The organism is Flavobacterium sp. (genome assembly GCF_027533505.1).
Lineage (GTDB): Bacteria > Bacteroidota > Bacteroidia > Flavobacteriales > Flavobacteriaceae > Flavobacterium.
Map to the genome: position 1 here is coordinate 26079 of NZ_JAPZUB010000038.1, position 24252 is coordinate 50330.

A 24252-nucleotide genomic window follows, 5' to 3' on the forward strand; every position below is an offset into this window, starting at 1 on the left:
TCCAATTCAAGAAGGGGTTTTTAATATCCATTATTCTAAAACAATCTTTCGGGTCACTCGAGTAGAATCCGATTCCATAACCGCCATATACATGCCACGGGCTAAATGTCCCACAGCAAACCCTTTGACCAATGGTGCATCGGTGACCGCTTGGGTTAGTACAACTTTACCAGTACTATCCATCAAGCTGAATTGATATTCATTGTTGGGAAATGTCCCCAAATTCCAATAAATCTCATTCGTCGCTGGATTGGGGAAAACCGACATTTGATATTCCTGCACTGACGAGGTGCTTAGGGTTGTACTCGCTACAGCAAAATGCAACATGGCTCCCGTAGCGGCTTGGGCCACTTTATAGTTGTACACCGGGTCCATGTTAACCAATAAGTCGGTAGCCGTATGTCGGTGCGTCGTTTCATTGGTTTCATAAAAGCCCGTAATAATTTCCCCATTATCTTCAAAGGTCATATAATCAGAGGCATAGGCATACGACAAATTGGTATTTAAGGGTGAATACAATTCGGTACACGTAATCAATTGTTGTGTCATCGCATTGGAAGCCGCGTTATTGGAAGTGGGACTACCCGTATCGCGCTCACAAGTAATGGTGTCGTTGATTTCTCCTGCGACTCCGCCTACTTGATCAATATTGAAGACCAAACGAATACTCATTTTGGGGGTAGTGCCATTGACCACAGTGTTTACGTAATTTTGACTGCCTCGCAAACCATCTTCTTCCCCCGAGAAATTGATAAAGCGAATGGAATATTCGGTAGGAATATTTTGCAATAAGCGCGCGACTTCCAAAATAGCCGCTACCCCACTCCCATTGTCATTGGTCCCTGTTCCCACAATAGAGTCATAATGACCACAAATAATGACATAGGTATTGGGATAGGTGGTTCCGATTTTGGTGACGACCAAATTTTTACAAACGGCTGACGATCCTGAATAGGTATACGAAAACTCTTGTAATTGATTGGCCGTGTAGCCATAACTAAGGTATTTACTTTTCAACCAATCTAGGGTATTTTGCAAAGCCGCTGTTCCGCGACGCTTTACACCTAAACCTTCAAATTCAGTCAAATTGGTAGTAATATTCGTCTGTGAACACTGATTGGCAATGTCGGCATACGCTTGAATAAACGATTGGGCATTTGAGGCAAATTGGAATCCAAATAATGAAATTAGGACTAGTAGGTATCTTTTCATAGGGTAATCTTCAAAACAGCGGTTTGTTGTGGGTTCAAATATACTAAAAATTAATGTTGAAAATAAAGCAGGTATCTGCAGTAAAACTTTTGCATTCAACAGGTTAAAAATCATTAACAAATCGTTGACAATTCCTTCGATAAAGATGGCACAGCAATTGAAAATACCTTTACATCGCAATGATCGAAGAAGCTGAAAATCGAAAGAGTAAGCACCCACCGTAAACCGAATGCCTTATGAAAACAATTACACTTTTATCCAGTTTAGTGTTCGCTTTTAACACTTGGGCGCATGCCACCACTTTGGAGTTTGCTAACGACCGTCATGGTCTCCACTTCACTACAGCCGAACCGATTCAATTTATGGAACGTGGGATTGTATTTTATGTGTTCTTGAATGGTGATTTTGACTTCAATACCCGTCCTGAAGATGTTGGAGGAAGTTACTACTTCCGTGGGGCTAGCACCAAAACAATGGCGCGAGGAAGTCGTCCTGTAAATTATGGGGTGTTGATCGAATTTGACTCCTTTGGACGTGTACGACGCGTAGGCAATACATTCATCAACTATGATGGCCGTGATCGGGTGAGTCGCATTGGAAGTGTATTCATGCAGTATAACCGTTTTGCGCTAACGCAAATTGGGGGTATGCGAATCGTTTACAACCGCTTGGGACAAATTGTACATACCGTGGGAAGCGTCAAACGTCATGGCTTTACGCCTAATTACTATGAGCAAGCCACCTGCTCAACCACTTATTACGGTTCGAGCACCCCATTCAACTCTGGAGGCTATTACTATCGCACAACAGACCAAAATGGAAGACAAGAACAAACGTCTGAAAATAAAGAAAATGAAGAGTAAATAAAGTTTGGGTTAGTTAGTTTGATTCGGAGACCCTGTAGTCCTAGGATTGCAGGGTTTTCTCCTTTTTTATCGTTTTAAAATACGAGGTAGAAAACGATCCATTACTTCGTTTACTTCATCGGAAATGCATAAATAATAATGCGCAAAAAGATACAGTGGCGCTACTAAAAGCGATTTAAATCCTATATTAATAATCGGATGGAAAGGAAAATCCCAAGCATAAAACAGACCAAAAACAACAATTAACACCATAAACGAACGGAGCGTATGGAAGGTAAAAGGAAAAAGTTTCAACTTCTTCACGACAAAGACAAACTTCACCGTATTGTACAGCATAATGGTGAGTAAAGTTGCCAAAGCCGAACCGTTGATGCCATACAATGGAATACAAATGGCATTCAAAACAATCATCAATGCCACAGTCGCTACACCAAAAAACAATACCATTCGATAGTACCGTGTATTGACAATAATCGCATTATTGTTTCCCAAAAGCACATCGTAATACTTAGAAATCCCAATCATAAAAACCACCCAAACACCCCCGTCGTAATTGTCGGGAATTATGCGGTATAACATGTGGATATTGGTTAGGATTAATACCAATAAAAGACCGCCTGTGATTTGCAAATTGATGGATGTTTTTTGATACAATTGTTGCAATTCCTCCCACTTTTTTTGCACCATTAACCGCGCAGTAATTGGGGCTACAATTTGATTCATCGCACGGTAAGGCACGGCAATAACAGTGGCAATAAAAATGGCTACCGAGTACACCGCATTCTGCGTGATAGGAAGGTACTGTGGGATCATTACTTTATCAAAATCGACCAACATCACCGCAATGCCTCCTGAGACAATAATGAAGGAAGAATAATAAAAAATCTCTTTAAAATTTTGGGGGATTTGCAGCCCAAATGAAGGACGACGCACCCGCATCGCATAAGCAAACATGACTACCGTTTGTACTGCATATATTCCCAAAACACTGTATATAAATTGGGCTTTCGTTAGGTACTCGAAATGAAGGAGGATTAAATGCAACATAATGAATGCTCGTCCAAACACTTCGTAAATAAAGTTACCATATACCGAACGTAAATGCACTTTCACCCAAGCATAAAAAACTTCAAAATAGGCCATTAGAAAACCAATGACTGGTATTAATCCAAAAAAAGGTTGTAACGAAGGATTTTCATTCACCCAAAACGATGCGATGCTGTCGTAAAAAAAGTAAAACAATACACCAATTGGAATCATTAAGTAAAAAGGAACCAGCGCCATAAAAGCGAGAAACCGCTCTCGTTTGGCCTCCGAATCGTATTGAGCATAGAATCGAATGATGGTGTTTTGAGCGCCAAAAGCCATCAAGGGCATCATAATATTGGCTCCCGACAGCAACGTAGAAACGATGCCATAATGTTCTTTCCCTAAAAAATGGGTATAAAAAAACAACGCATTAACCGCACCAATTCCAAAACCGAAAAAGGTAATGATGGTGTTTCTAATGGATTGATTTTGAACTATTCCCATTTAAACGGAATGAATTAGTTGTACCAACGCTTGCGTCAGTTGCTTTCGCGAATACCGTTGCAGTCCCACGGGATGTGTTTGAAGACGACCCGCTTGGTATTGAGCATAAAGTTCGCTAATTTTTTGTTTCAAAGCGACTTTTTCAGTGTAGGTAAAAAAAGTACCCGTGTTTGTGGACTGCACAATTTCGGCAAAATCAGAACCTTTCGGACCCAAAGCAACAATAGGTCGACCGGAAACCATATATTCAAATAATTTTCCAGGGATAATACTCCGGGTATCGGGCGAGTCAATTTCGATCAATAGTAAAACTTGGGATTTACGCTGATGGGCCACCGCCTCGTCATGGGCTACATATCCCAAATTATTCACGTAAGCATCCAGTTTGTGGTGGGAAATACTTTGCAACACTTCTTCACTGATTTTGCCAATTAACTTCAATGAAAAATCAGTAGCAAACTGAGGGTTTTCATGAACAAGTTCGGCTAAAACTTCCCATAAAATAGTGGGGTTTCGGTCGGACAGAAAGGAACCGATATGCGCAAGAGTAAACGAGGTATCCAACGTTTGTGGGGGTACTTCTTCGGTATCGTAGCCGTTGGTGATGACCGAAATAGGTCGGGACGTAAGCGCCGAAAACTCTTCTTTTGTAGTGGGACTTGTCACCAAAATATGATCGGCGCTTTGCAACACTTGTCGCTCCAAATCTCGATGAATCTTGGCTGCATATCGCGATAACTTCAGGGCTTTGTGGTATCCAATGGTCGTCCAAGGATCGCGAAAATCGGCTATCCATTTAACTTGCTTCGAAGCGCGCAATTGCTGGCCAATTAAATGCAAACTGTGTGGAGGACCCGAAGTAATAATTGTGGTAATTCCCTCTTTTTCGATATACTTTTTCAAAAAATGAACTGACGGTTTTACCCATAAAAATCGGGCATCTGGAATAAAAATATTGCCCCGAACCCATAGTAGAAATTTTTGTAAAACCGATTGTTTACGGGCCGCTGGGATAATTCCTGAACTAATTTTTTGAGTTGATTTTTTTGAAAACAAAGCCGCCCATTGGTAGGGTTCGCGAATTTTCTTTTTGATTACAATCGCCTGCTCTGATACTTCACGAAGCAAACCCGCATCTTGTATGGGATAGCTGGGATTTTCAGGAACATAAACATAAGGAACCACGTCAAAATCAGGAAGATATTTTACAAATTTTAACCAACGTTGTACGCCGGGCCCTCCCGCAGGTGGCCAATAGTAGGTGATGATTAAAACTTTTTCCTTTGGGGTACTCATACATTAAGAGGGAGCATGTTCTTTCTGTTGGCGACGGCTAAGATAAATCCCCACAATCGATAACACTATAATAAGCATAAAACTAATTAACGATACCCAACTGCCTGTTTTTACCACTTGAGGTTCAAACGAGAACGTGATTGTGTGCTTACCCGCAGGAACTAGCATACCGCGTAAGGCAAAGTTTACCTTACCATAATCCACCAATTTTCCATCGATTTTGGCCTGCCAACCGGGTTTGTAATACATTTCAGAAAATACAATAAAACCTTCATGTTTGGCATTGGAAACATAAGTTAACTGATTGGGACGGTAGGCCGTGAGTTGCACACGGGCTGTGGTATCGCGCACAAATCGCGTCTGTGAAGGTTTAAATTCATTGCGATTGTAAACGGCCACCGATTTGGTTTTCAAGGTATCTAGACTCTTCATCACCGCATCATCCGAGGGTACGCCTTGAATCGTATGGACAAACCAGGCATTGCCATTGGCGTCGGGATTGAAGGTGGGAAACTGCTCCCCTTTTTCATTCACCTGGATAATGTATTTGATGTTCAACATATCCAACACCTCTTTGTTATTTTTGGCAATTTGATAATCAAACAACTCTTGAATGGCACGGGGTTTAACGGCACTGTAACCTCCTATCGATTTATGGAAAAAGGACGCGCGGGCACTACTCATATTGCCTTCTACATCCAAAACGCGGTAGTGCGTGGTATCTTGTAAAATTTGTTCGTCGGCGGGCGTTGCTTCAAATGGACGATCGACCTCATGTGCGGAAACAAAGTCGGTACTGTCGACATATTTTTTATCCACCAAAACTAAGTCAACGACCATTACGACCCCGACGCACAGGATGGTATTCATAGCGCCTAATTTTACTTTGGAAAAACGCCATAGAAACACAAAGGCTAAGGCCATCAAGAATCCGGAGCGCAACAAATCGGCGGCATACAAGGTTTCCCGATCGGCTTTTAAGGCGTCGATAAAACCCATTCCGAAGGATTTATCTTGTCCTTCGCTAAACATGCGAAGTAAATCTGCATCCAAAGTACCCGAAAAGTTGAAACTGCTTTTTAGGAAAAAAATCAGCAGTAAAATTCCCAAACATGTAAGTCCTGTTTTTTTCAAATTGTTCCAACGATTTTCAGCATCGGTTGTCATAAACGCATGGAGTCCCATAATCGCCAATACAGGAATACACAATTCCAAAACCACTTGAATTGAGGATACGGCGCGAAACTTATCGTATAAAGGAACATTATCAATAAAAAAGTCGGTTAACGCTGGAAAATTTTTTCCCCATGACAAAAGCAACGAAACCAACGCTCCGCCAAAAAACACCCATTTGAGCTGCCGTTTGTCATGATACAAGGCCAAAACAAAAAGAAAGAAAACAACGGCTCCGATGTACGCAGGTGCGGCTACAATGGGTTGCTCACCCCAATAGGTTCGTGCATAGGCATCGGTAAATTGACGGGCTTCCGACTCGGTTGCTCCATAGTTAAGCATGAATTGGTACACGCTCGAATCGTCGCTTAACTTTTCGTCGTTACCTCCTCCAAATAAACGAGGGGCAATAAGATTCAAACTCTCGGCAATCCCGTAACTGTATTCGGTAATGTAACTGCGGTCAAGGGTGGCCTTGTCGGTTTTGGGTTTGCCATCAGGTTCCAATTGCAAAGAACTTTTCCCTCGCGTACTAAATTGTGCATATTCTTGGGTAGCGAGAAGTGACGTGGCATTGGCCCCCACTGCTAGAATTAATGCGATGGTAAAGGTGGCTGCGGTTTTTCCCAAGGCCGAAAAATCTTTTTCACGCAACATTGTGACACCATAATACACCCCCAATCCCAAAAGTACAATCAGCAAATAGTACGTCATTTGAAAGTGGTTGGCATTGATTTCGAGAGCTACGGCAAAAAGCGTTAGAATGCCGCCCCATAAATAACGTTTTTGAAAAACCAACAAAACGCCGGCTACCACCAGCGGCATATAGGCGATTGCATGGGCTTTGGCGTTATGTCCGACCCCCAAAATAACAATTAAATAAGTAGAAAACCCAAAGGCTAAAGCCCCAAAAAAGGCTTTCAACGGATCGGTTTTCAGCACGAGCATTAATACGTAAAACCCAATAAAATAAAGCCATAAGTAATCGGCTGGACGGGGTAAAAAACGCAACACATCGTCGATGGCACCGATGTAATCGTGAGGGTATTTTGCCCCTAATTGATAGGTAGGCATTCCGCCAAAGGCACTATTGGTCCAATACGGTTCGGTATCATAGGTAGCGCGAAAATCATTTTGCTCCTTGGCCATACCTGTATATTGTACGATATCGCTTTGGTAAATTTTTCTACCTTGTAAAATGGGATAAAAATAAATTACGGCTACGAGGATAAAGCCAGAAATGGCTAACAAATGAGGATATCCTTTGTGAAGGTATGCTTGAATTTTTTGCATCATAAAAATAAATTTGCTAGTCCTTTACTTCTTCAAAATCGATGTATTCACCGACTTGTTTCTCGCTTTTCTTCGGCGCGGAAGTAGAAGCTGTAGTAGACTGATTTTGTTGGTGTTGACGGAATTTATCTTCCATCTGTTGATTCGCTTTTTCAACCACCTTTTGCGCTAAGATAGGCAACAATAAGCGGGCGATAAAACGAAATAAGTAGTAAAACAGAATGATATAAAACAAGGTCTTTAAGAGTCCTTGTAAACTGGCTTCCTGCATGGGTATAAATTTTTTCAAAAATACTAAAAACCACATAGGAAATCATGGTGAAGGTCATAAATAAATAATAAAAAGTGTACTTTTGGGTCACCTAACCCACAACTTTTTCACCATGAAATCCAACCGACTATACCTGTTTGTTCTAACCCTTGGTTCGTTACTCACTTATGCACAGTATACGGATGAAATCAATACCAATCGTCCAGGAGAATCCATGAATGCGTATGCGGTTGGAAAACGTGTCCTTCAATTTGAGTCGGGATTCAGTTACAGCCAGGAACAATTCGACCGTAATGCCTTTAATACGGAGGGATATTTGGTGAGTTTGACCACACGTTATGGATTTTTTAAAGAGGAATTGGAAGGGATTCTGGAAATGACCTACCAAAATGACAGCTACTTTTCACCCGCCGGTAATTTTCATCGCGATGGGTTCCGACGCGTTCTTTTGGGATTTAAATATTTGATTTATGATCCGTTTAAAAACTATGATGCCAAACCCAATTTGTACAGTTGGAAAGCCAATCATAAATTCAATTGGCGCATGATGATTCCGGCCGTATCGGTATATGCAGGGACCAATATTAAAGTGGGGAATTATCCGTTTATGTACCCCGGAGAATCCTACGGTACTTTTAGTCCCAAAGTGATGTTGATTTCTCAAAATGTATTTTCTGGGGCTTGGGCTTTTGTTACGAATACTTTTGTAGACAAAATTGCTTCGAATAACCAAACCGTGGGATTCATTGGAACCATTACCAAAGGCTTTGATCGTTGGTCGGGATTTATTGAAGGAAAAATGCTCAGTGGCGGCTACTACAGTGATGTGTTTATGACCGCCGGAGCCGCGTATTTGTGGGGAACGAGTTTTCAAGTCGATGCTTTTATCAGTCAAAACATGAAAAATACCCCATCGATTATGTACGCTGGTTTGGGCGTTTCGTGGCGAACAGATACGTATTATGAAGACAATTTGATTCGCGCTCCCAAAAAAGAGGAAAAGAAAGAGAAAAAAACCAAAGGCGAGAAGAAAAAAGAAAAAGAGAAAGAAAAACTAAAAAAACGTTTGGACGAAATCCCCACCGCAAAACCTTAATACGATGATTACGCTTATAGAAGTCAATTCAAAAGCCTTATTTCGCGAATTTGTCGCCTTCCCTTTTCGCTTGTACAAAAACGATCCGAACTGGGTACCGCCCTTAATTGAAGACGAATTGGCCACATTGGATGCCTCAAAAAACCCCGCTTTTGACCAAGCGGAAGCTTTGTTTTATTTGGCGCAACGCGAAGGAAAAACCGTGGGGCGCATCGCTGCGATTATTAATTGGGAAGAGGTAAACAACCAAAACAAACGGAAGGTACGCTTCGGATGGTGGGATGTCATTGATGATCTTTCGGTGACGGAAGCACTTTTAGAAAAAGTATATGCTTTGGGAAAAAAGCACGACCTCACTTATGTTGAGGGTCCGATGGGCTTTTCCAATTTGGATAAAGTAGGCGTGGTCACCGAAGGATTTGATCGTTTGGCGTCCATGATTACCTGGTATAATTACCCCTATTACAAAACGCATTTGGAGCAATTGGGCTTTGGGAAAGAAAAAGAATACTTGGAAAATGTATTTTCTTTTAAAAATGTCGAAATCGAACCCTATCGAAAAGCGAGTGCCTTGATACAAAAACGCTACCAATTGGTGTGTAAAAACTTCAATAAGACGTCAGAAATCATGCCTTTTGTTGATGAAATGTTTGATTTATTCAACAAAGCTTATGCGACATTAGCCTCTTTTGTAGCCATTAACGCGAAGCAAAAAGAATATTTTAAAAAAAAATACATCGGTCTTATCAAACCCGAGTACATCAAGTTTGTTTTTGATAGTGCTGGAAAATTAATCGCTTTTGGCATTGTCATGCCCAATCTTTCGGCTGCGATGAAAAAAGCAAATGGAAAATTGTTTCCTTTTGGATTTTATCACTTAGTAAAGGCGCAAAAGCGCCATGAAGAAGTTTTATTTTACCTCATTGGAGTTGATCCCGAATATCAAAACAAAGGAGTAACAGCTTTGATTTTTGAAGCGTATTATGATTCGTTTCAAAAAAATGGGGTACAAACTTGTGTTCGTACCCCAGAATTGGAGGAGAATACGGCCATTCATAACATCTGGAAGAACTTCAACCCAACCGTTTTCAGACGTAGAAGGACCTATAAAAAAGATTTATAACTATTCTCCGAGATAAACAAATCCATTCGCTGCCATATACGGATTTTGTATGTTTAGCGATTCTTGCAACACGCCGCCATTAATGGAAGAAGTGGTATGCGAGTGCGATCCGCTTGAAGTGGTTTGTGCCGTATTTGTAGATCCATTCAACAATTGAAAGGTAATACCTCCGGTAAGATTTAAGTTGTAATTCCCCACAGTTCCAGCGCCGTGCGTATGCGCGCCATTGGTAGATGTGGTTAGGGTTACATCCGGTAATTGATTTTGGGAAATGGTAACTGTTGCGTTTCCACCGTAGCCGCCCAAAGGTTTGCTGACGCTCGAACCTACCAATGTTTTATCCGAAAGATTAGGAATACTTTCGCCGAATCCGAGGAGTGTAGCCGCCGCTTGTTGCGAAGGCGTCAAGGTACTCACTGCACGTCCGTTGAGCAACACCCATCCTTGATGGTCGGTTGTTTTGAGACTGTATTTCATATCGCCAAATTCGTGTACTTGTTGGTAGATGGCAAGCCATTTTGTGCCGTCATAATAATAATAACGATTGGCACTGGTAAAATACACCAATTGTCCCGCACGATTTCCTGTAGTGGGCAGCGCATCCACCTGAGGAATAGCAATTCCAGCTGCTGCATCAGGTGCACTGGGATTGGTTGTTCGAACATCTAAATCGGCTTGCGGATCTGTGGTTCCGACACCTACTTGCGCAAAAGATACACTTGCTGCAAAAAAACTAATTAGTAGTAACGTTTGTTTCATGGTCGTTCAATTTTGAAACTCAGAGTTAGGGCTTTTGAGTTGGTTAAACATTATTTTTGTACTGCTTGAAACGCTTCGTTCTACACGAGTAGATTGAATTGTTATTTGGGCAAAACGTACTCAAATGTAGAATTATCTTACAAATCTAAGAAATTTTTTATCGGTAAAATACTACAATTTTCGATAAAATGCAGAAAAATATATTTTTGTAAGTTTATTCTTATAATTATTTATAACAAGAAATAACTTACAATATAGGTGCAAATAAAAAATCCACCCCGAAGGATGGATTATTTTTTAAAACGTACTATTTATAATTAATGAAGGCTACGATACATCCACCGTAGTCGCTTCAGCGATTTTCTTGTAGGTTCCGTTTTCTAACTTTTCACGTATTGCTTCAAAAGCTGCTAGTGTTTCATCAATATCTTGTTTGGTATGCGAAGCGGTGGGTATCATTCGCAATAGAATAATCCCTTTCGGAATAACAGGATACACCACAATGGAGAGGAAAATATTATAGTTTTCACGCAAATCATTCACCATAACCATCGCTTCAGGAATAGAACCTTCCAAATATACTGGGGTTACACAGGTGTTGGTATCGCCAATATTGAAACCGCGACGCGTTAATCCACTTTGCAAATAGTTTACATTTTCCCAAAGTTTGTCTTTCAACTCGGGCATCGTGCGCAACATTTCCAAGCGTTTCAGGGCTCCAACGGTCATAATCATGGGCAATGACTTAGCAAACATTTGCGAACGAAGGTTGTATTTTAAATAATCAATTACATCTTGGTCGGCGGCTACAAAGGCACCAATACTGGCCATTGATTTGGCAAACGTAGAGAAATAGACATCAATTCCGTCCTGACAGCCTTGTTCTTCTCCGGCTCCAGCTCCTGTTTTTCCTAACGTTCCGAATCCGTGAGCATCATCAACTAACAAACGGAAATTGTATTTGGACTTTAAGTCGACAATTTCTTTGATTTTTCCTTGTTGTCCACGCATTCCAAAAACACCTTCCGTAATAACGAGAATTCCTCCTCCATTTTCTTCCGCCATTTTGGTAGCCCGTTGCAAGTTTTTTTCCAAACTTTCAACATCATTGTGCTTGTAGGTAAAACGCTTCCCCATGTGCAAACGTACCCCATCAATAATACAGCCGTGGGAATCGACATCATACACAATCACATCGTTTTTAGTTACCAACGCATCGATAATCGACACCATTCCTTGGTACCCAAAATTCAATAAATAAGCGGCTTCTTTTTGAACAAAAGCGGCCAATTCATTTTGCAATTGTTCGTGTAATGAGGTATGACCACTCATCATACGTGCCCCCATCGGGTATGCGGCACCGTATTGTTGTGCGGCTTCTGTATCTACTTTTCGGATTTCGGGATGATTGGCCAAACCTAAGTAATCATTGATACTCCAGTTTAGAATTTCTTTTCCTTGAAACTGCATCCGAGGTCCTAATTCACCTTCCAATTTCGGAAAAACATAATACCCCTCAGCTTGAGAAGCCCAACGCCCTAAAGGCCCTTTATTTTGTTGAATTCGTTCAAATAAATCTTTTACCATGAGTCAAAACAGGTTATAATCGCTGCAAAAGTAACGATAATCGATTTCTAATCATAGCGCTTTAACACGATTCTATCAACAACGTGTCGTTTATAATTCTTGCCTATAGGTCAATATAGCGTCCAATAATTGGTCTTTTTCGACAGGTTTGGTCATATAATGGTTCATCCCCAATTCCCGAATCCTAACTTTGGTAGCTTCCATTACATCGGCCGTAACAGCAATGATAGGGATAGCAGCCGTATTGATTCCCGATTGCCCATTTCGAATGGCAGTAGTCGTTTCATACCCATCCATAATGGGCATTTGCAAATCCATCAATATTAAATTGTACACTTGTCGCGAAAGATAGGTCAGTGCTTCTTCTCCATGCATTGCATAATCGACGGTAAGATTGGGCCATTTTTTAAAAATCATTTTCAGCACCATTTGGTTCATCACATTATCCTCTACCACCAATATACGCGTATCCGACCAATCGTGCTCCTCTGGGGTTGTCACTCGAATAGGCGCCTCAACTTCAACAATTTCTAACGGAAAATTTAACGTGCAAACCGTTCCTTGATTGACTAAACTATCGATATATAACGTTCCTCCCATTTGCGAAACCAATGCTTTTACAATGTATAACCCCAATCCCAATCCTCCGTATTTTCGTTTATTATCGATACGCTGCTGGGTAAATGACTCATAGATTTGATCCATTTTAGACTTCGGAATCCCCTCACCTGTGTCGGAGATAATCCCCTTTACTTGCAAATTGGTACCTTCCGTAATGAGTTCTACCCGAAACTTAATGATCCCCTCGGCAGTAAATTTGAGGGCGTTTTGCAACAAATTATGAAACACTTGGCGAATGCGATCGCGATCCCCAAGCACTTGGTGTGGCACATTTCCTTCAACACTAAACTGAAAATCCAATTGCTTCTCTTTGGCACGGTTTTTAAAATCTAGATGCAAATCATGGAGCAATTGTTTGAAATCAAAGGGTTGTGGTTCCAATGACATCGCCTCTTTTTCGATTTTAGAAAAATCCAAAATATCGTTGACCGATCCCAGCAAACTTCGGGAATTACTACGAATAACCTCACATTTTTCACGAACGGTTGGCGCTTCACTTTCCTGTAAAATAGCATCCGAATAATTCAATATGGCATTCAGGGGTGTGAGCAGCTCATGGCTAATGTTGGATAAAAAATACGTTTTCATTTCGTTCATCTCTTCCGACTTTCGCAAAGCTTCGATTTGCAATTGCTCGCGATCATCCCGCAATTTTTTAATCAAATTCGCCATCGAAAGCGACAAAAAGACAACCTCCAATCCGGTACCTAATTTCGAACTGTTTTCAGTGGCAAAACTAACGGGCAATACGCTCAAATTTTTTAATATAAATACCACAAATCCTGTCACCAAAGACAAAATTCCTAAAGAGAAAAATAGATAAATCACGCGCGTTCGAAAATAAATTACCCATAGCGTTAAAATAATAAGCAGCAATTCAAACAAACCGGCCAAGTTCATCAAAGGATAGGTGAGAAAAAAATAATCAGGGACCCAAAGGGTGATCACCATCAATCCCGCTAAGAAGACATACAATCCATAGAAAAGACGATTGATGAGGGTGCTAACATTCCAAACCTCCAAATAATATTGGGCATAGCGTCCTAAAAAATATCCCGCAATAATAGCAAAGAAAATCACTGATTTATCGGAAAACCAACCGCCATTGGGTGCTAGGATATAATGAAAAAAACCGTCGACTGAAAATTGCAACATCCCAATAAAAAAGACATATAAGCTGTAATTCAAAAACACCCGTTGCTTCATGGCAAAGAAGAAAAACAAATAGATGACCGCCGACAAAAGCAGCATCCCATAAAAGAACCCAAAGACCACTTGTTCAAAGGCGATGGTATCCAACAACTGATCGGAACTGCGCAACAACAATGGCGCATTGATTACTTCCCCGTCGCTTTGTAACCGTATCCAATACTGGTATTCTTGCTGTGCTGGAAGGGTAATCGTAAATAAGGTTTTTCGTTGCTTTACTGTTTTTTGAGGAATGGGAATCCCGTCACCACTTTCTTGAAAAGCAACTCTTTTTTTTCCATTAAAACCATACAAAGTAGCTTTATCAACAATGGGGCGTGCGGTTTCCAAATAAAACGAAACGGGCTGGTCCAATTCATTTTTAATCGAAAATCGCAACCAATAAGCAGCGGTGGTAAAACCCAAGTCGGTGTTTTCAACTACCAGAGGAAAAAAGGCACTCGCTGGCAATTGCTGCACGGCTTCGAGCGGTAATTTTGCAGTAACATCTTTATAAATTACGGCATGTCGGTGCAAGGATTCTTCTTGGAGTGATGGGGAAGTAACACGAAATTGTGCCACTACCATTCCGCTCCAAAAAAGAGCTATAAATCCGAGAACCATACGGAGATTTGGGGTACAACGCATGATGTATTTGATTAGAGTGTGTGTTAAATATACGATATTGTTGGTCATTCAGTTTTCCTCCTCAAGTATTTTTTTTAAAAAAAGCGATTTTAGATTACTTTCTCAGGTAAAAAAATACAGGGCTCGATAAAAAAATGGTCGTTTTTGGTTGCTTTTGCCTAGTTTTGAAAGAAAAAAATATGAAACTCGTTTTTGCCTCCAACAATGCCCATAAAATGGCAGAAATTCAAGCCATGTTACCTCCATCCATTGAATTGGTGGGTTTACACGATATTGGGTGTTTTGAAGACATTCCCGAAACTGCTGTAACCCTCGAAGGGAATGCCCAATTGAAAGCCGATTTTGTAACCGAAAACTATGGTCTCCCTTGTTTTGCAGATGATACCGGACTAGAAGTAGAGGCTTTAAATGGAGCGCCAGGCGTGTATTCGGCGCGGTATGCTGGCGAACAGAAAAATGCACAAGACAATATGCAAAAACTCTTGACTGAATTGGAGGGTAATGGCAATCGAAAAGCCCAATTTAAAACCGTTATCGCTTTGAATATCCACGGAAAATCTCACCAATTTACGGGTGTTGTACAAGGCGAAATTTGCAAAGAAAAAAGAGGTCTCCAAGGATTTGGTTATGACCCGATTTTTGTTCCAGAAGGCTTTTCAAACACCTTTGCCGAAATGAACCAAGACGAAAAAGCACAACTCAGTCACCGCGGAAAAGCAGTGGCACAACTTATTGCGTTTTTGACCAATAAATAAAGAAAAAAACTACATCTTGGATAGGTAAACCTAGTTTAATAAACGCATTCCTCATTTTTCTTGCAAAATAACTGCATAAATCGCAGTGTTGTTTAATGTAATTTGCTGAATTTCAGGCTAACTAATTCCGAATACCCCATTACTAATCACTTAATAATTAGCTATATCCAATTATTAAGTCTACCTTTGCCCTCGAATTAATACGATCTATGAATAAATTTGAACAATTAGGCCTGAACGCCGCGCTTCTTCAAGCGATTGGCGATATGGGATTTGAAACTCCGTCGGAGGTTCAAGAAAAAGCGATTCCTGTGCTTTTGGAACAGGAGACTGACCTTGTGGCTTTGGCCCAAACCGGAACCGGAAAAACAGCAGCCTTTGGCTTTCCGTTACTACAAAAAATAGATGTCGAGGACCGCAGCACGCAAGCCTTGATTTTATCGCCCACCCGCGAACTTTGTCTCCAAATTACGAACGAACTTAAACAGTACTCCAAATACATTAAAGGACTTCATGTCGTGGCCGTGTATGGAGGCGCAAGCATTACCGAGCAAGCCCGAGAAGTAAAACGTGGTGCTCAAGTAATTGTAGCGACTCCCGGACGTATGCAAGACATGATTAACCGTGGATTTGTCAACATTAAAAACATCGCTTACTGCATTTTGGATGAAGCGGATGAAATGTTGAATATGGGATTTTATGACGATATCTGTTCCATTCTTTCCGATACCCCCGATGACAAGTCTACTTGGTTGTTTTCGGCGACCATGCCAGCCGAAGTGGCACGCATTGCGAAAAAGTTTATGGCCGACCCCGTTGAAATTACAGTGGGTGCCAAAAACTCAGGTACTGCAACCGTTTCGCATGAATTTTATGTGGTCAATGCCCGCGATCGATACGAAGCCTTAAAACGTTTGGCCGATGCCAATCCCGATATTTTCTCGGTTATCTTTTGTCGTACCAAACGCGATACACAAGCCGTAGCTGAAAAACTTATCGAAGACGGTTACAACGCCGCAGCATTACATGGTGACTTATCACAAGCGCAACGCGACTCGGTAATGAAATCCTTTCGAGGACGACAAATTCAAATGTTGGTTGCTACCGATGTGGCGGCTCGTGGGATCGATGTTGACAACGTTACCCACGTGATCAACTACCAATTACCCGATGAAATTGAAACTTACAACCACCGTTCGGGTCGTACGGGTCGTGCTGGAAAATTAGGAACTTCAATTGTCATTGTTACCAAGTCAGAAGTACGAAAAATCCACACCATCGAAAAAATCATCAAACAAAAGTTTGAAGAAAAAACGATTCCTAGTGGTATCGAAATTTGTGAAATCCAATTATTGCATTTGGCCAATAAAATTCACGATACCGAAATCGACCATGAAATCGACAATTACCTACCTGCCATCTACCAGGTTTTTGAAAACCTAAGCAAAGAAGATTTGATTCGTAAAATGGTATCGGTAGAGTTTAATCGTTTCTTGAATTATTACAAAAAGAAAAAAGACCTATCGAATGAACGCAGTAGTGAACGTTCTTCAGGCGGTTCAATCAAAGCGGGCGATGCAGTGCGTTATTTTATCAATATCGGAACTCGTGATGATTTTGATTGGATGAAATTGAAAGATTTCTTGCGCGAAGCTTTAGATTTAGGACGTGACGATGTTTTCAAAGTGGATGTAAAAGAAGGATTCTCTTTCTTCAATACCGATGGGGAACATGCTGAACGTGTTATGGATATTTTTAGCAACTTCCAATTGGAAGGCCGAAAAATCAACGTTGAAATTTCAAAAAATGACAACGGTGGACGTAAAAGTGGTCGAGGTGATTTTGGAGGTAAGCGCGAACGTCGTGATCGTTTTGCCGACCATTCAGAACGCCGCAGTGAACGCCGTAGCGAAGGACGTTTTGAGCCCCGTGGTGAACGCCGTGGTGGAGGTGAAGCAAGACCTTTGGGACGTCGCAGTGATGCTAGTCGCGACCGACAGCCCGCCAATAAAGCTTTTGAAGCCGCTAAACGCCGACGTAAAAGTTAGATACAAGCCCTCTTCGGAGGGTTTTTTTTTGGGGCTATAACTTTGCGCTGTTCTTGCTATCGATACCCCCCCTATTGTGCAGCAATCCGTAGGGCATAGATAGCCCAACTGAAGGCTTTTGCACCCCAAAACAAGAGAAGGCTCAATGCCAATAGGCTGTTAATTTTCTGATAATCTTTCGATACGAAATTGGAATTCCTGTTAAAATTGCTACTTTTAACACTGAATTTGGTGACCATGCAATACCGCTATTTATTACTTTTCTTTTGTATCTTTCTTGGTGTCTCAGCCCAAACCATCCCTACCGATCGCTTGGTGAAAGGAACTATTGTAAATAGCGCCTCTACACTTCCAGTGGCTAATGTGAATATTATCAATATTAATAAAGTCAAAGGAACGCAAACCAATACCAAAGGTGAATTTGAAATCAATGCCTCCGTCAACGATACGCTTCACATCACTATGATTGGATTTCAATCGCTCCGAGTTCGGGTCACCAACGACTGGATAAAAACCGGAACAGCCCGATTGGAACTGACTGAAAAAGCTATTGCACTGGAGGAGGTTGTTATTCGAAAATACAAACTTACCGGATATCTTGAAGTGGACACGAAACTGATTCCTATTGCCGAAAATTATCGGTACAGTATTTCAGGTTTACCTCAAGCTTATGAAGCCGGTGAATCTTCGCCCAATGCGTTCACTCGTGTGGTTAACTCGGTCTTCAATCCAGCGGATATGCTCTATAATTTTTTTGGGAAAAAACCCAAAGAACTCCGCAAATTACGGGAAATGAAGAAGGATGATACGGTGAAAAACTTGTTAGAAACCAAATACGATCGGGAAACTATTGCCATACTTTTAGGAATAGATAAAAAAGATATTGCCGAAATTCTCAGCCGCTGTAGTTACTCGGAAGCTTTTATCGAAACCGCCAACGACCTCCAAATCATGGAAGCCATTAGCCAATGCTATGAACAATATAAAGTATTGAGTAAATCCAAATAATTCCGCGTTTTACATTTTTTCTCCCATAATTACAGTACCTTGGACTCTTTAAATTTTAGACCCATGCGTACGCTCGCTTTTTTAGCCATCTTTTCGATAGCACTCCTTACCGCTTCTTGTAAATCGCGCACTCAAAAAATGCACGAATTTGTCAATGGCTTCAATCAAACCGCAATGAATTCCATGATTGGAACTTCGGGCACTCAAGCCAAAGTAGAAGGCTTAGATATGATTGAATTAAACTTGGCTTCCCCATTAGACATTAACGATCCTACGGCTTCACAATCGGCTCAATTAATGATTTCGGCACTACCCGCCATGTTTCAACGCGAAGAATCGATGATGGACCTCATCAACGAAGGCGTGAAATTTAAAGTGCGAATCATTGACACCAACGGGCGAATAATTACGGATGCCTTAGTAGACAAATCTTTTTTGGACAAAACCAAACAAGGTAGTCCCATTAATGATGGACAATCGCCAGAAGAAACTGCCATCAGCGCTTTAAATGCCAGTTTGCCTATGCAATATGAGGATGGAAGTCGGTTGATGAAAATTGAACGCACATCGAGCAACGAGCTCACCTATACCTTAGAAATGCCTGCCGACATGCAAGAAATTCTTAAATCTCCAAATGCCGAACCCTTACTAAAAGAATCACTAAAATCAGACCCATCCACACAAAACACATTGCGACGTATGCGGGGTCTTGGAATTACAAAAGTAACCTACAAATTAATCACCCCGGAAGGAAAATCGATTCAATCAATGACCTTTAATGCTTCAGAATTTTAACGATGGAAAGTAATAACCCTTGGCGTAAAATACTCACCTTCGGATTGCTGATTTTTGCATTAGTTCGTATCATACTTTTTTGTAATCGAACCCAACAAACGCCTGCAATTTCGCCTGTAAATCAATCGGTAAATAATGCTATTCAAATGCAGCAAGAAAACCTGCAACGGATACGCGAAACCCAATATGCTCAAGCCCCCAACACCTTGTATACTCCCTATCAGGAATTGCGCGAAACCGAGGACATCGTATTGCTGCAACGCGGTATTCAACGGTTGGCAAAAGACAGTTTGTTTCCCTTTGACATCAACACAAGTCTTCGTTTGAGCAAAGAAACAATGTTTCTTACCCATCCGCCAATGCCCATTCGCTTCGGCTTCAAGTCAGCTGACAATACGGTTACCTATGTTGTTGAATACGAGGGAGAAGAAAAAGGGGATAGTTGGTTAAAACAACATCGTGATGCCTTTAAACTCCGTAAAAAAGAGGCCTCATCTGAGCGCACCGACCAATTGTTTTACCAATTTCAACAGGAGGGTACATCGTTTAATGGATATGGTGTATCTACTTCGGATCAGGGAGTAACTACCCTGATGATTGTTGAGAGTCCAAAGCTTTCGTCGGCCCAACTTCAGACCCATTTCCTTACGTTTGCTTTAACGAATTTTGTAAAGGTTCAAAAGAAGGAGACTGCGCATAGCGTTCCATAATCCGTGCTACATCTTTAATGGAGTTTTGGGTCCATTGCATCCGATAATGCAAACGTTCTTCTGGAGTTAACTGCCAATGTAAGTTTGATTGCCGCAACCGCGATGTAAGGTCTTGAATGACAATAGCAGCGGAAACGGAAATATTTAAACTTTCGGTAAATCCTACCATTGGAATCTTCAAAAATCCATCGGCTTGTGCCAGTATTTCGGGAGACAATCCCTCCTTTTCCGTGCCAAAAAACAAGGCTGAACGTTGGGTTATATCAAACTCATGCAACAAGCACGAATCGTTGTGGGGTGTTGTGGCAATTATTTGATATCCTTGTGAACGCAACTTTTCTAAGCAAGAGGATACAGAATTATACCGCTGCACATCGACCCATTTTTGGGCTCCCATGGCAATTTCTCGATCGATTCGCTTTCCGAATTTTTGCTCAATAACATGCAACTGTTGCACACCAAACACCTCACAACTGCGCATTACTGCACTGGTATTGTGCAACTGATATACGTCTTCCATCGCAACAGTGATGTGGTTGGTGCGTGAAGCCAATATCTTTTGAAACTTTTCTTTGCGTTCATCGGTTAAAAAACCCTCGAGAAAGGTTAATAAATTCAAATCGACCATTCGATTTTTTTTAGCTAAAATACAATAAGGAAATGGAATTAAAAATGAAGTACTTTATGCAACGTAGTAATATTGTAATGCAATAGATTTATGATTGTTATTGCATCTTTTCAATAAACTTCCTACTTTGCGATAACCCGTCAATGAAGCAAACACTAAAAGCATCATACAACCTAATAGCAGAAAAACTCATAATTCATAACTCATAATTCATAACTTACAATTGAAAACGCTAACCATTTTAACAGGTGCCGGTATCTCCGCAGAAAGTGGGATTGCCACGTTTCGAGATGCCAACGGACTTTGGGAAGGTCATGACGTTATGGAAGTGGCCACTCCCGAAGGATTTAGACGTAATCCCGAATTGGTATTGGAATTTTACAACCAACGACGACGGCAATTGCATACCGTACAACCCAATCATGGCCATAGTACATTGGCCGCGATGGAACAAGACTATCGGATACATATCGTAACCCAAAATGTGGATGATTTGCATGAAAGGGCGGGCAGTTCGCATGTTTTACACCTACACGGTGAATTATTGAAAGTGCGTTCCACCAAAGATCCCCACTACATCATCGATTGGCCTGGTGATTTACATTGGGGCGATTGTGACCCGAAGGGAGCCCAACTGCGTCCACATATTGTGTGGTTTGGCGAGGAGGTTCCTGCCCTTGAACAAGCAGTGCATTACGTTCATCAAGCAGATGCAGTTGTAGTGATAGGAACTTCAATGCAAGTCTATCCTGCGGCGGGACTCATTCACTATGCGCGACCAGGGGTTCCCATCGTTTACATTGACCCCAAACCCGCCACCTTATATGATGTGGCTAATCCTTTGGAAATCATTCCTGAATCAGCTATAATAGGCGTTCCGATGCTTTGGGAAAAGTTAAAAAAAGTACTGGGTTAGCTTGGTGTTTCCGAAATCAAATCCGTAATTTTGCGCCTTAACAACACAACCTATGTCACTTACTGCACTGAACGCCATATCGCCCATTGACGGACGTTATCGTAAAGTTACTCAACCGCTTGCTGCGTATTTTTCGGAAGAAGCCTTAATCAAATTCCGTGTTCTTGTTGAAATCGAATATTTTATTGCGCTATGCGAAGCGGGTATTCCTCAATTGAAAGACGTCAATCCATCGGTATTTCCCAGTCTACGCGAATTGTATAACGAATTTACAACGGAAGACGCCTTGTGGATTAAAGAAACCGAAAAAACGACCAACCATGATGTCAAAGCGGTTGAATATTTTATCAAACATAAGTTTGATGCCTTGGGTTTGGAACCGTTTAAAGAATTCATTCACTTTGGCCTGACCTCGCAAGACATCAATAATACCGCGATTCCACTCTCGACAAAACAGGCTTTTGAGAAAGTGTATTTGCCTTCTTTAATTGCAGTAATCGCCAAACTCAAACAGTTGTCGATGGAATGGCATGACGTTCCTATGTTGGCCCGTACGCATGGGCAACCTGCTTCTCCTACCCGCTTAGGGAAAGAGATTTTGGTATTTGTCGAGCGATTGGAAGAACAAATGCGATTGCTGTTTAATGTTCCTTTTGCCGCCAAATTTGGGGGAGCCACTGGAAATTACAATGCACACCGTGTAGCCTATCCGAACACGGACTGGAAAAATTTAGGAACCAATTTCGTAGAAGGTATTTTGGGGTTACACCACTCGTTTCCTACTACACAAATTGAACATTATGATCATTTTGCGGCGTTCTTTGATGCTTTAAAACGTATTAATACCATTTTAATCGACTTAGATCGCGACATTTGGACGTATGTTTCGATGGATTATTTCAAGCAAAAAATCAAAGCGGGGGAAATTGGTTCTTCAGCCATGCCGCACAAGGTGAATCCGATTGACTTTGAAAATTCTGAGGGTAACTTGGGTATTGCGAATGCTATTTTCGAACATTTAGCAGCCAAATTGCCTGTTTCCAGATTGCAACGCGATTTGACCGATAGTACCGTTTTGCGCAATATTGGCGTTCCTCTTGGTCATACGCTTATCGCCTTTGAAGCTACCTTAAAAGGGTTGAACAAATTATTGTTGAACGAAGCTAAATTAGCCGAAGATTTGGAAAACAACTGGGCTGTAGTGGCAGAAGCCATCCAAACTATTTTGCGTCGGGAAGGGTACCCGAATCCGTATGAAGCCTTAAAAGATTTAACCCGAACCAACAGTGCCATTAACCAAGCATCGATTCAGGCGTTTATACAAACCTTGCACGTAAATGACACTGTAAAAGCGGAATTAATGGCAATTACCCCAAGTAATTACTTGGGAATAGGATAGTTGTTTTGAATTGTAAATTTTGAATTATATAGAAACGGCTTACTGAGATGGGCCGTTTTTTTATTGTCAATAACTCTAAAAAAAGGATTATACCTCAATTAAATAGCGATCCAAGACTAAACTAAAAAACTCAAATGCAAGCACTAATTTAAAAAAACGATTTTTAGAATTTTTGATTGGCATTTTTCGCTAAATTTGGATGAAGTCGATCATTTTTTTCATGTGTAGACCATTTTACCATCGACCTTAGCTGTTGTTCGGATTTATCGTGCAACGTATTTTATTTATGCAAATGTTACTATGGAACAAATCCCTTTAACTTTTTAGACTATTTTATTTGTTTACTATTATTTCTTAAAAAAATAAAAATCGTAAATACTTTATCCAAAACTTTAATCTTTAATCGTATGAAAAATCTATTGAAAAATACACTTTATGTAGGTGTTTTTGCCCTTGCTGGAATTTTATTTCAAATCAGTTGCTCGAATAGTGAAATTCAAAATTCAACACAAAATACAACGCAAATCAATAAATTATTGTTTGCTAAGAATATCCCCGGTCAAAATGAAATCCAACTATGGACTTGTAATTATGATGGTTCCAATCAAACATTAATTCCTATTACACTCCCCGCCAATCGAGAGATAAAAACGCAAAATACGCGATCAACTCCATTTCTCTCTCCTGATGGCCAAAAAGTTTTCTTTGTGGTTATGAATACTATCAATGGTTACCAAAATATAGCATCTTGCAATATTGATGGGAGTAATTACCAAGAAATTGTCACGCCATCCGCATATCAGATGATAGAGATAGGGGGTGCCTACTAACATTGATTTCGGTTACAAGGATACAGCTTTATGTAACTTTATTGGCGTTTTTGGGGTAAAATTACATAGGAAGGTTTATATATCTCCCTCCATCATACTACCTCTCAAGCAAAGGATTTTTTACATCTTTTTTGAAGTCAATTAAAAAAATCCTCTTGGAAGTACAAAGAAAATACCATACCCATCTTATAGTTTGCTTAACGATAGAGGGAATAGTATTGTACTAGATTGATATGTGACTCTGCGTCTTAGGGTTGCTGAGATCCAAGTGGAATCGACCACGCTTTGCCATAGACGCCGATCGAATATAGAATAAACAAATACCTTCGATTCAATTTTACATAAGCCTTGAAAAAAAAGGCTTTAGTCTAAATAATATATTTATTATATTTGCTTTATGAAAGACAGTATTTTATCCCAAATATCGGAATTAAATCAGGAAGATAAATCCCGATTATACAAAGTTATTGAAGGCTTTTTGTTTGATAATGAAGTTG

Annotated in this window: 20 protein-coding genes; 11 read left to right on the forward strand and 9 right to left on the reverse strand. The window is 40.7% G+C overall.

The genetic code is table 11. From position 1 onward, the window contains the following. Nucleotides 1–30: 30 nt before the first annotated feature. The gene (locus tag O9316_RS09065; RefSeq protein WP_298204478.1) at nucleotides 31–1212 is read right to left on the reverse strand and encodes a M20/M25/M40 family metallo-hydrolase; all 1182 of its coding nucleotides are present in this window, start codon (nucleotides 1210–1212) and stop codon (nucleotides 31–33) included. Between the two features lie 236 nt (nucleotides 1213–1448). Between O9316_RS09065 and O9316_RS09070 the strand changes: the two genes are divergently transcribed. Beyond that, nucleotides 1449–2075 (forward strand): hypothetical protein, encoded by a 627-nt coding sequence (locus tag O9316_RS09070; RefSeq protein ID WP_298204479.1) that lies wholly within the window; start codon nucleotides 1449–1451, stop codon nucleotides 2073–2075. Between the two features lie 69 nt (nucleotides 2076–2144). On the opposite strand, the gene O9316_RS09075 is transcribed toward O9316_RS09070, so the two are convergent. The 4 genes from O9316_RS09075 to O9316_RS09090 are packed head-to-tail and all read right to left on the reverse strand — an operon-like array spanning nucleotide 2145 to nucleotide 7644. Then, on the reverse strand, nucleotides 2145–3611 hold the full coding sequence (locus O9316_RS09075; RefSeq protein ID WP_298204480.1) for a polysaccharide biosynthesis C-terminal domain-containing protein: 1467 nt from the start codon (nucleotides 3609–3611) through the stop codon (nucleotides 2145–2147). Further along, the gene (locus O9316_RS09080) at nucleotides 3612–4907 is read right to left on the reverse strand and encodes a glycosyltransferase family 4 protein (RefSeq protein ID WP_298204481.1); all 1296 of its coding nucleotides are present in this window, start codon (nucleotides 4905–4907) and stop codon (nucleotides 3612–3614) included. It abuts the gene before it with no gap. Between the two features lie 3 nt (nucleotides 4908–4910). Next, complete coding sequence (locus O9316_RS09085) at nucleotides 4911–7376, reverse strand: YfhO family protein (protein WP_366941537.1); 2466 nt, start codon at nucleotides 7374–7376, stop codon at nucleotides 4911–4913. A gap of 13 nt (nucleotides 7377–7389) precedes the next feature. Continuing rightward, nucleotides 7390–7644 carry a hypothetical protein gene (locus O9316_RS09090; RefSeq protein ID WP_073362858.1) on the reverse strand — a complete coding sequence of 85 codons (255 nt, stop codon included), beginning with the start codon at nucleotides 7642–7644 and terminating at the stop codon, nucleotides 7390–7392. Nucleotides 7645–7756: 112 nt separating this feature from the next. Between O9316_RS09090 and O9316_RS09095 the strand changes: the two genes are divergently transcribed. Both O9316_RS09095 and O9316_RS09100 read left to right on the forward strand, forming a co-directional pair. Next, the gene (locus O9316_RS09095) at nucleotides 7757–8740 is read left to right on the forward strand and encodes a transporter (RefSeq protein WP_298204482.1); all 984 of its coding nucleotides are present in this window, start codon (nucleotides 7757–7759) and stop codon (nucleotides 8738–8740) included. A 4-nt stretch (nucleotides 8741–8744) separates the two neighbouring features. Further along, complete coding sequence (locus O9316_RS09100; RefSeq protein WP_298204483.1) at nucleotides 8745–9863, forward strand: GTP cyclohydrolase; 1119 nt, start codon at nucleotides 8745–8747, stop codon at nucleotides 9861–9863. Here O9316_RS09100 and O9316_RS09105 read toward each other — a convergent pair whose 3' ends face one another. The 3 genes from O9316_RS09105 to O9316_RS09115 all read right to left on the reverse strand — a co-directional run bounded on the left by O9316_RS09105 (nucleotide 9864) and on the right by O9316_RS09115 (nucleotide 14666). Then, entirely contained in the window at nucleotides 9864–10622 is a 759-nt protein-coding gene (locus tag O9316_RS09105; protein ID WP_298204484.1) for a hypothetical protein, read from the reverse strand. Between the two features lie 327 nt (nucleotides 10623–10949). Beyond that, entirely contained in the window at nucleotides 10950–12209 is a 1260-nt protein-coding gene (locus O9316_RS09110; RefSeq protein ID WP_298204485.1) for an aminotransferase class I/II-fold pyridoxal phosphate-dependent enzyme, read from the reverse strand. 90 nt (nucleotides 12210–12299) lie between these two features. Continuing rightward, nucleotides 12300–14666 (reverse strand): hybrid sensor histidine kinase/response regulator, encoded by a 2367-nt coding sequence (locus O9316_RS09115; RefSeq protein ID WP_298204486.1) that lies wholly within the window; start codon nucleotides 14664–14666, stop codon nucleotides 12300–12302. 179 nt (nucleotides 14667–14845) lie between these two features. Here O9316_RS09115 and O9316_RS09120 point away from each other — a divergent pair, with 179 nt between their 5' ends. From O9316_RS09120 to O9316_RS09140, 5 genes are all read left to right on the forward strand, one after another. After that, the gene (locus tag O9316_RS09120) at nucleotides 14846–15421 is read left to right on the forward strand and encodes a non-canonical purine NTP diphosphatase (RefSeq protein WP_298204487.1); all 576 of its coding nucleotides are present in this window, start codon (nucleotides 14846–14848) and stop codon (nucleotides 15419–15421) included. A 209-nt stretch (nucleotides 15422–15630) separates the two neighbouring features. Continuing rightward, entirely contained in the window at nucleotides 15631–17469 is a 1839-nt protein-coding gene (locus O9316_RS09125; RefSeq protein WP_298204488.1) for a DEAD/DEAH box helicase, read from the forward strand. A 237-nt stretch (nucleotides 17470–17706) separates the two neighbouring features. Next, nucleotides 17707–18477 (forward strand): carboxypeptidase-like regulatory domain-containing protein, encoded by a 771-nt coding sequence (locus O9316_RS09130; protein WP_298204489.1) that lies wholly within the window; start codon nucleotides 17707–17709, stop codon nucleotides 18475–18477. A gap of 63 nt (nucleotides 18478–18540) precedes the next feature. Continuing rightward, nucleotides 18541–19272 carry a hypothetical protein gene (locus O9316_RS09135; RefSeq protein WP_298204490.1) on the forward strand — a complete coding sequence of 244 codons (732 nt, stop codon included), beginning with the start codon at nucleotides 18541–18543 and terminating at the stop codon, nucleotides 19270–19272. A gap of 2 nt (nucleotides 19273–19274) precedes the next feature. Beyond that, nucleotides 19275–19982 carry a hypothetical protein gene (locus O9316_RS09140; protein ID WP_298204491.1) on the forward strand — a complete coding sequence of 236 codons (708 nt, stop codon included), beginning with the start codon at nucleotides 19275–19277 and terminating at the stop codon, nucleotides 19980–19982. Here the strand turns inward: O9316_RS09140 and O9316_RS09145 are convergent. Then, nucleotides 19918–20610, reverse strand: coding sequence for an RNA methyltransferase (locus tag O9316_RS09145; protein ID WP_298204492.1), 693 nt, complete (start codon nucleotides 20608–20610; stop codon nucleotides 19918–19920). The two genes, O9316_RS09140 and O9316_RS09145, sit on opposite strands and share 65 nt — an antisense overlap. 223 nt (nucleotides 20611–20833) lie before the next feature. Between O9316_RS09145 and O9316_RS09150 the strand changes: the two genes are divergently transcribed. The 3 genes from O9316_RS09150 to O9316_RS09160 all read left to right on the forward strand — a co-directional run bounded on the left by O9316_RS09150 (nucleotide 20834) and on the right by O9316_RS09160 (nucleotide 23755). After that, nucleotides 20834–21526 carry an NAD-dependent deacylase gene (locus O9316_RS09150; protein ID WP_298204493.1) on the forward strand — a complete coding sequence of 231 codons (693 nt, stop codon included), beginning with the start codon at nucleotides 20834–20836 and terminating at the stop codon, nucleotides 21524–21526. Between the two features lie 52 nt (nucleotides 21527–21578). Beyond that, a complete protein-coding gene (purB, locus tag O9316_RS09155) occupies nucleotides 21579–22925 on the forward strand; it encodes an adenylosuccinate lyase (protein WP_298204494.1) in 1347 nt (448 codons plus the stop codon). A 407-nt stretch (nucleotides 22926–23332) separates the two neighbouring features. Next, a complete protein-coding gene (locus O9316_RS09160; protein ID WP_298204495.1) occupies nucleotides 23333–23755 on the forward strand; it encodes a hypothetical protein in 423 nt (140 codons plus the stop codon). The last annotated feature ends 497 nt before the right edge of the window (nucleotides 23756–24252 follow it).

What these genes read in the sequence shown, in the direction of transcription:
- O9316_RS09130 (WP_298204489.1), top strand. Translation starts at nt 17,707, where the DNA reads ATGCAATACCGCTATTTATTACTTTTCTTTTGTATCTTTCTTGGTGTC.
- O9316_RS09145 (WP_298204492.1), bottom strand. Translation starts at nt 20,610, where the DNA reads ATGGTCGATTTGAATTTATTAACCTTTCTCGAGGGTTTTTTAACCGAT.
- O9316_RS09070 (WP_298204479.1), top strand. Translation starts at nt 1,449, where the DNA reads ATGAAAACAATTACACTTTTATCCAGTTTAGTGTTCGCTTTTAACACT.
- O9316_RS09080 (WP_298204481.1), bottom strand. Translation starts at nt 4,907, where the DNA reads ATGAGTACCCCAAAGGAAAAAGTTTTAATCATCACCTACTATTGGCCA.
- O9316_RS09115 (WP_298204486.1), bottom strand. Translation starts at nt 14,666, where the DNA reads ATGCGTTGTACCCCAAATCTCCGTATGGTTCTCGGATTTATAGCTCTT.
- O9316_RS09085 (WP_366941537.1), bottom strand. Translation starts at nt 7,376, where the DNA reads ATGATGCAAAAAATTCAAGCATACCTTCACAAAGGATATCCTCATTTG.
- O9316_RS09065 (WP_298204478.1), bottom strand. Translation starts at nt 1,212, where the DNA reads ATGAAAAGATACCTACTAGTCCTAATTTCATTATTTGGATTCCAATTT.
- purB (WP_298204494.1), top strand. Translation starts at nt 21,579, where the DNA reads ATGTCACTTACTGCACTGAACGCCATATCGCCCATTGACGGACGTTAT.
- O9316_RS09140 (WP_298204491.1), top strand. Translation starts at nt 19,275, where the DNA reads ATGGAAAGTAATAACCCTTGGCGTAAAATACTCACCTTCGGATTGCTG.
- O9316_RS09100 (WP_298204483.1), top strand. Translation starts at nt 8,745, where the DNA reads ATGATTACGCTTATAGAAGTCAATTCAAAAGCCTTATTTCGCGAATTT.
- O9316_RS09075 (WP_298204480.1), bottom strand. Translation starts at nt 3,611, where the DNA reads ATGGGAATAGTTCAAAATCAATCCATTAGAAACACCATCATTACCTTT.
- O9316_RS09120 (WP_298204487.1), top strand. Translation starts at nt 14,846, where the DNA reads ATGAAACTCGTTTTTGCCTCCAACAATGCCCATAAAATGGCAGAAATT.
- O9316_RS09095 (WP_298204482.1), top strand. Translation starts at nt 7,757, where the DNA reads ATGAAATCCAACCGACTATACCTGTTTGTTCTAACCCTTGGTTCGTTA.
- O9316_RS09090 (WP_073362858.1), bottom strand. Translation starts at nt 7,644, where the DNA reads ATGCAGGAAGCCAGTTTACAAGGACTCTTAAAGACCTTGTTTTATATC.
- O9316_RS09125 (WP_298204488.1), top strand. Translation starts at nt 15,631, where the DNA reads ATGAATAAATTTGAACAATTAGGCCTGAACGCCGCGCTTCTTCAAGCG.
- O9316_RS09105 (WP_298204484.1), bottom strand. Translation starts at nt 10,622, where the DNA reads ATGAAACAAACGTTACTACTAATTAGTTTTTTTGCAGCAAGTGTATCT.
- O9316_RS09160 (WP_298204495.1), top strand. Translation starts at nt 23,333, where the DNA reads ATGAAAAATCTATTGAAAAATACACTTTATGTAGGTGTTTTTGCCCTT.
- O9316_RS09135 (WP_298204490.1), top strand. Translation starts at nt 18,541, where the DNA reads ATGCGTACGCTCGCTTTTTTAGCCATCTTTTCGATAGCACTCCTTACC.
- O9316_RS09110 (WP_298204485.1), bottom strand. Translation starts at nt 12,209, where the DNA reads ATGGTAAAAGATTTATTTGAACGAATTCAACAAAATAAAGGGCCTTTA.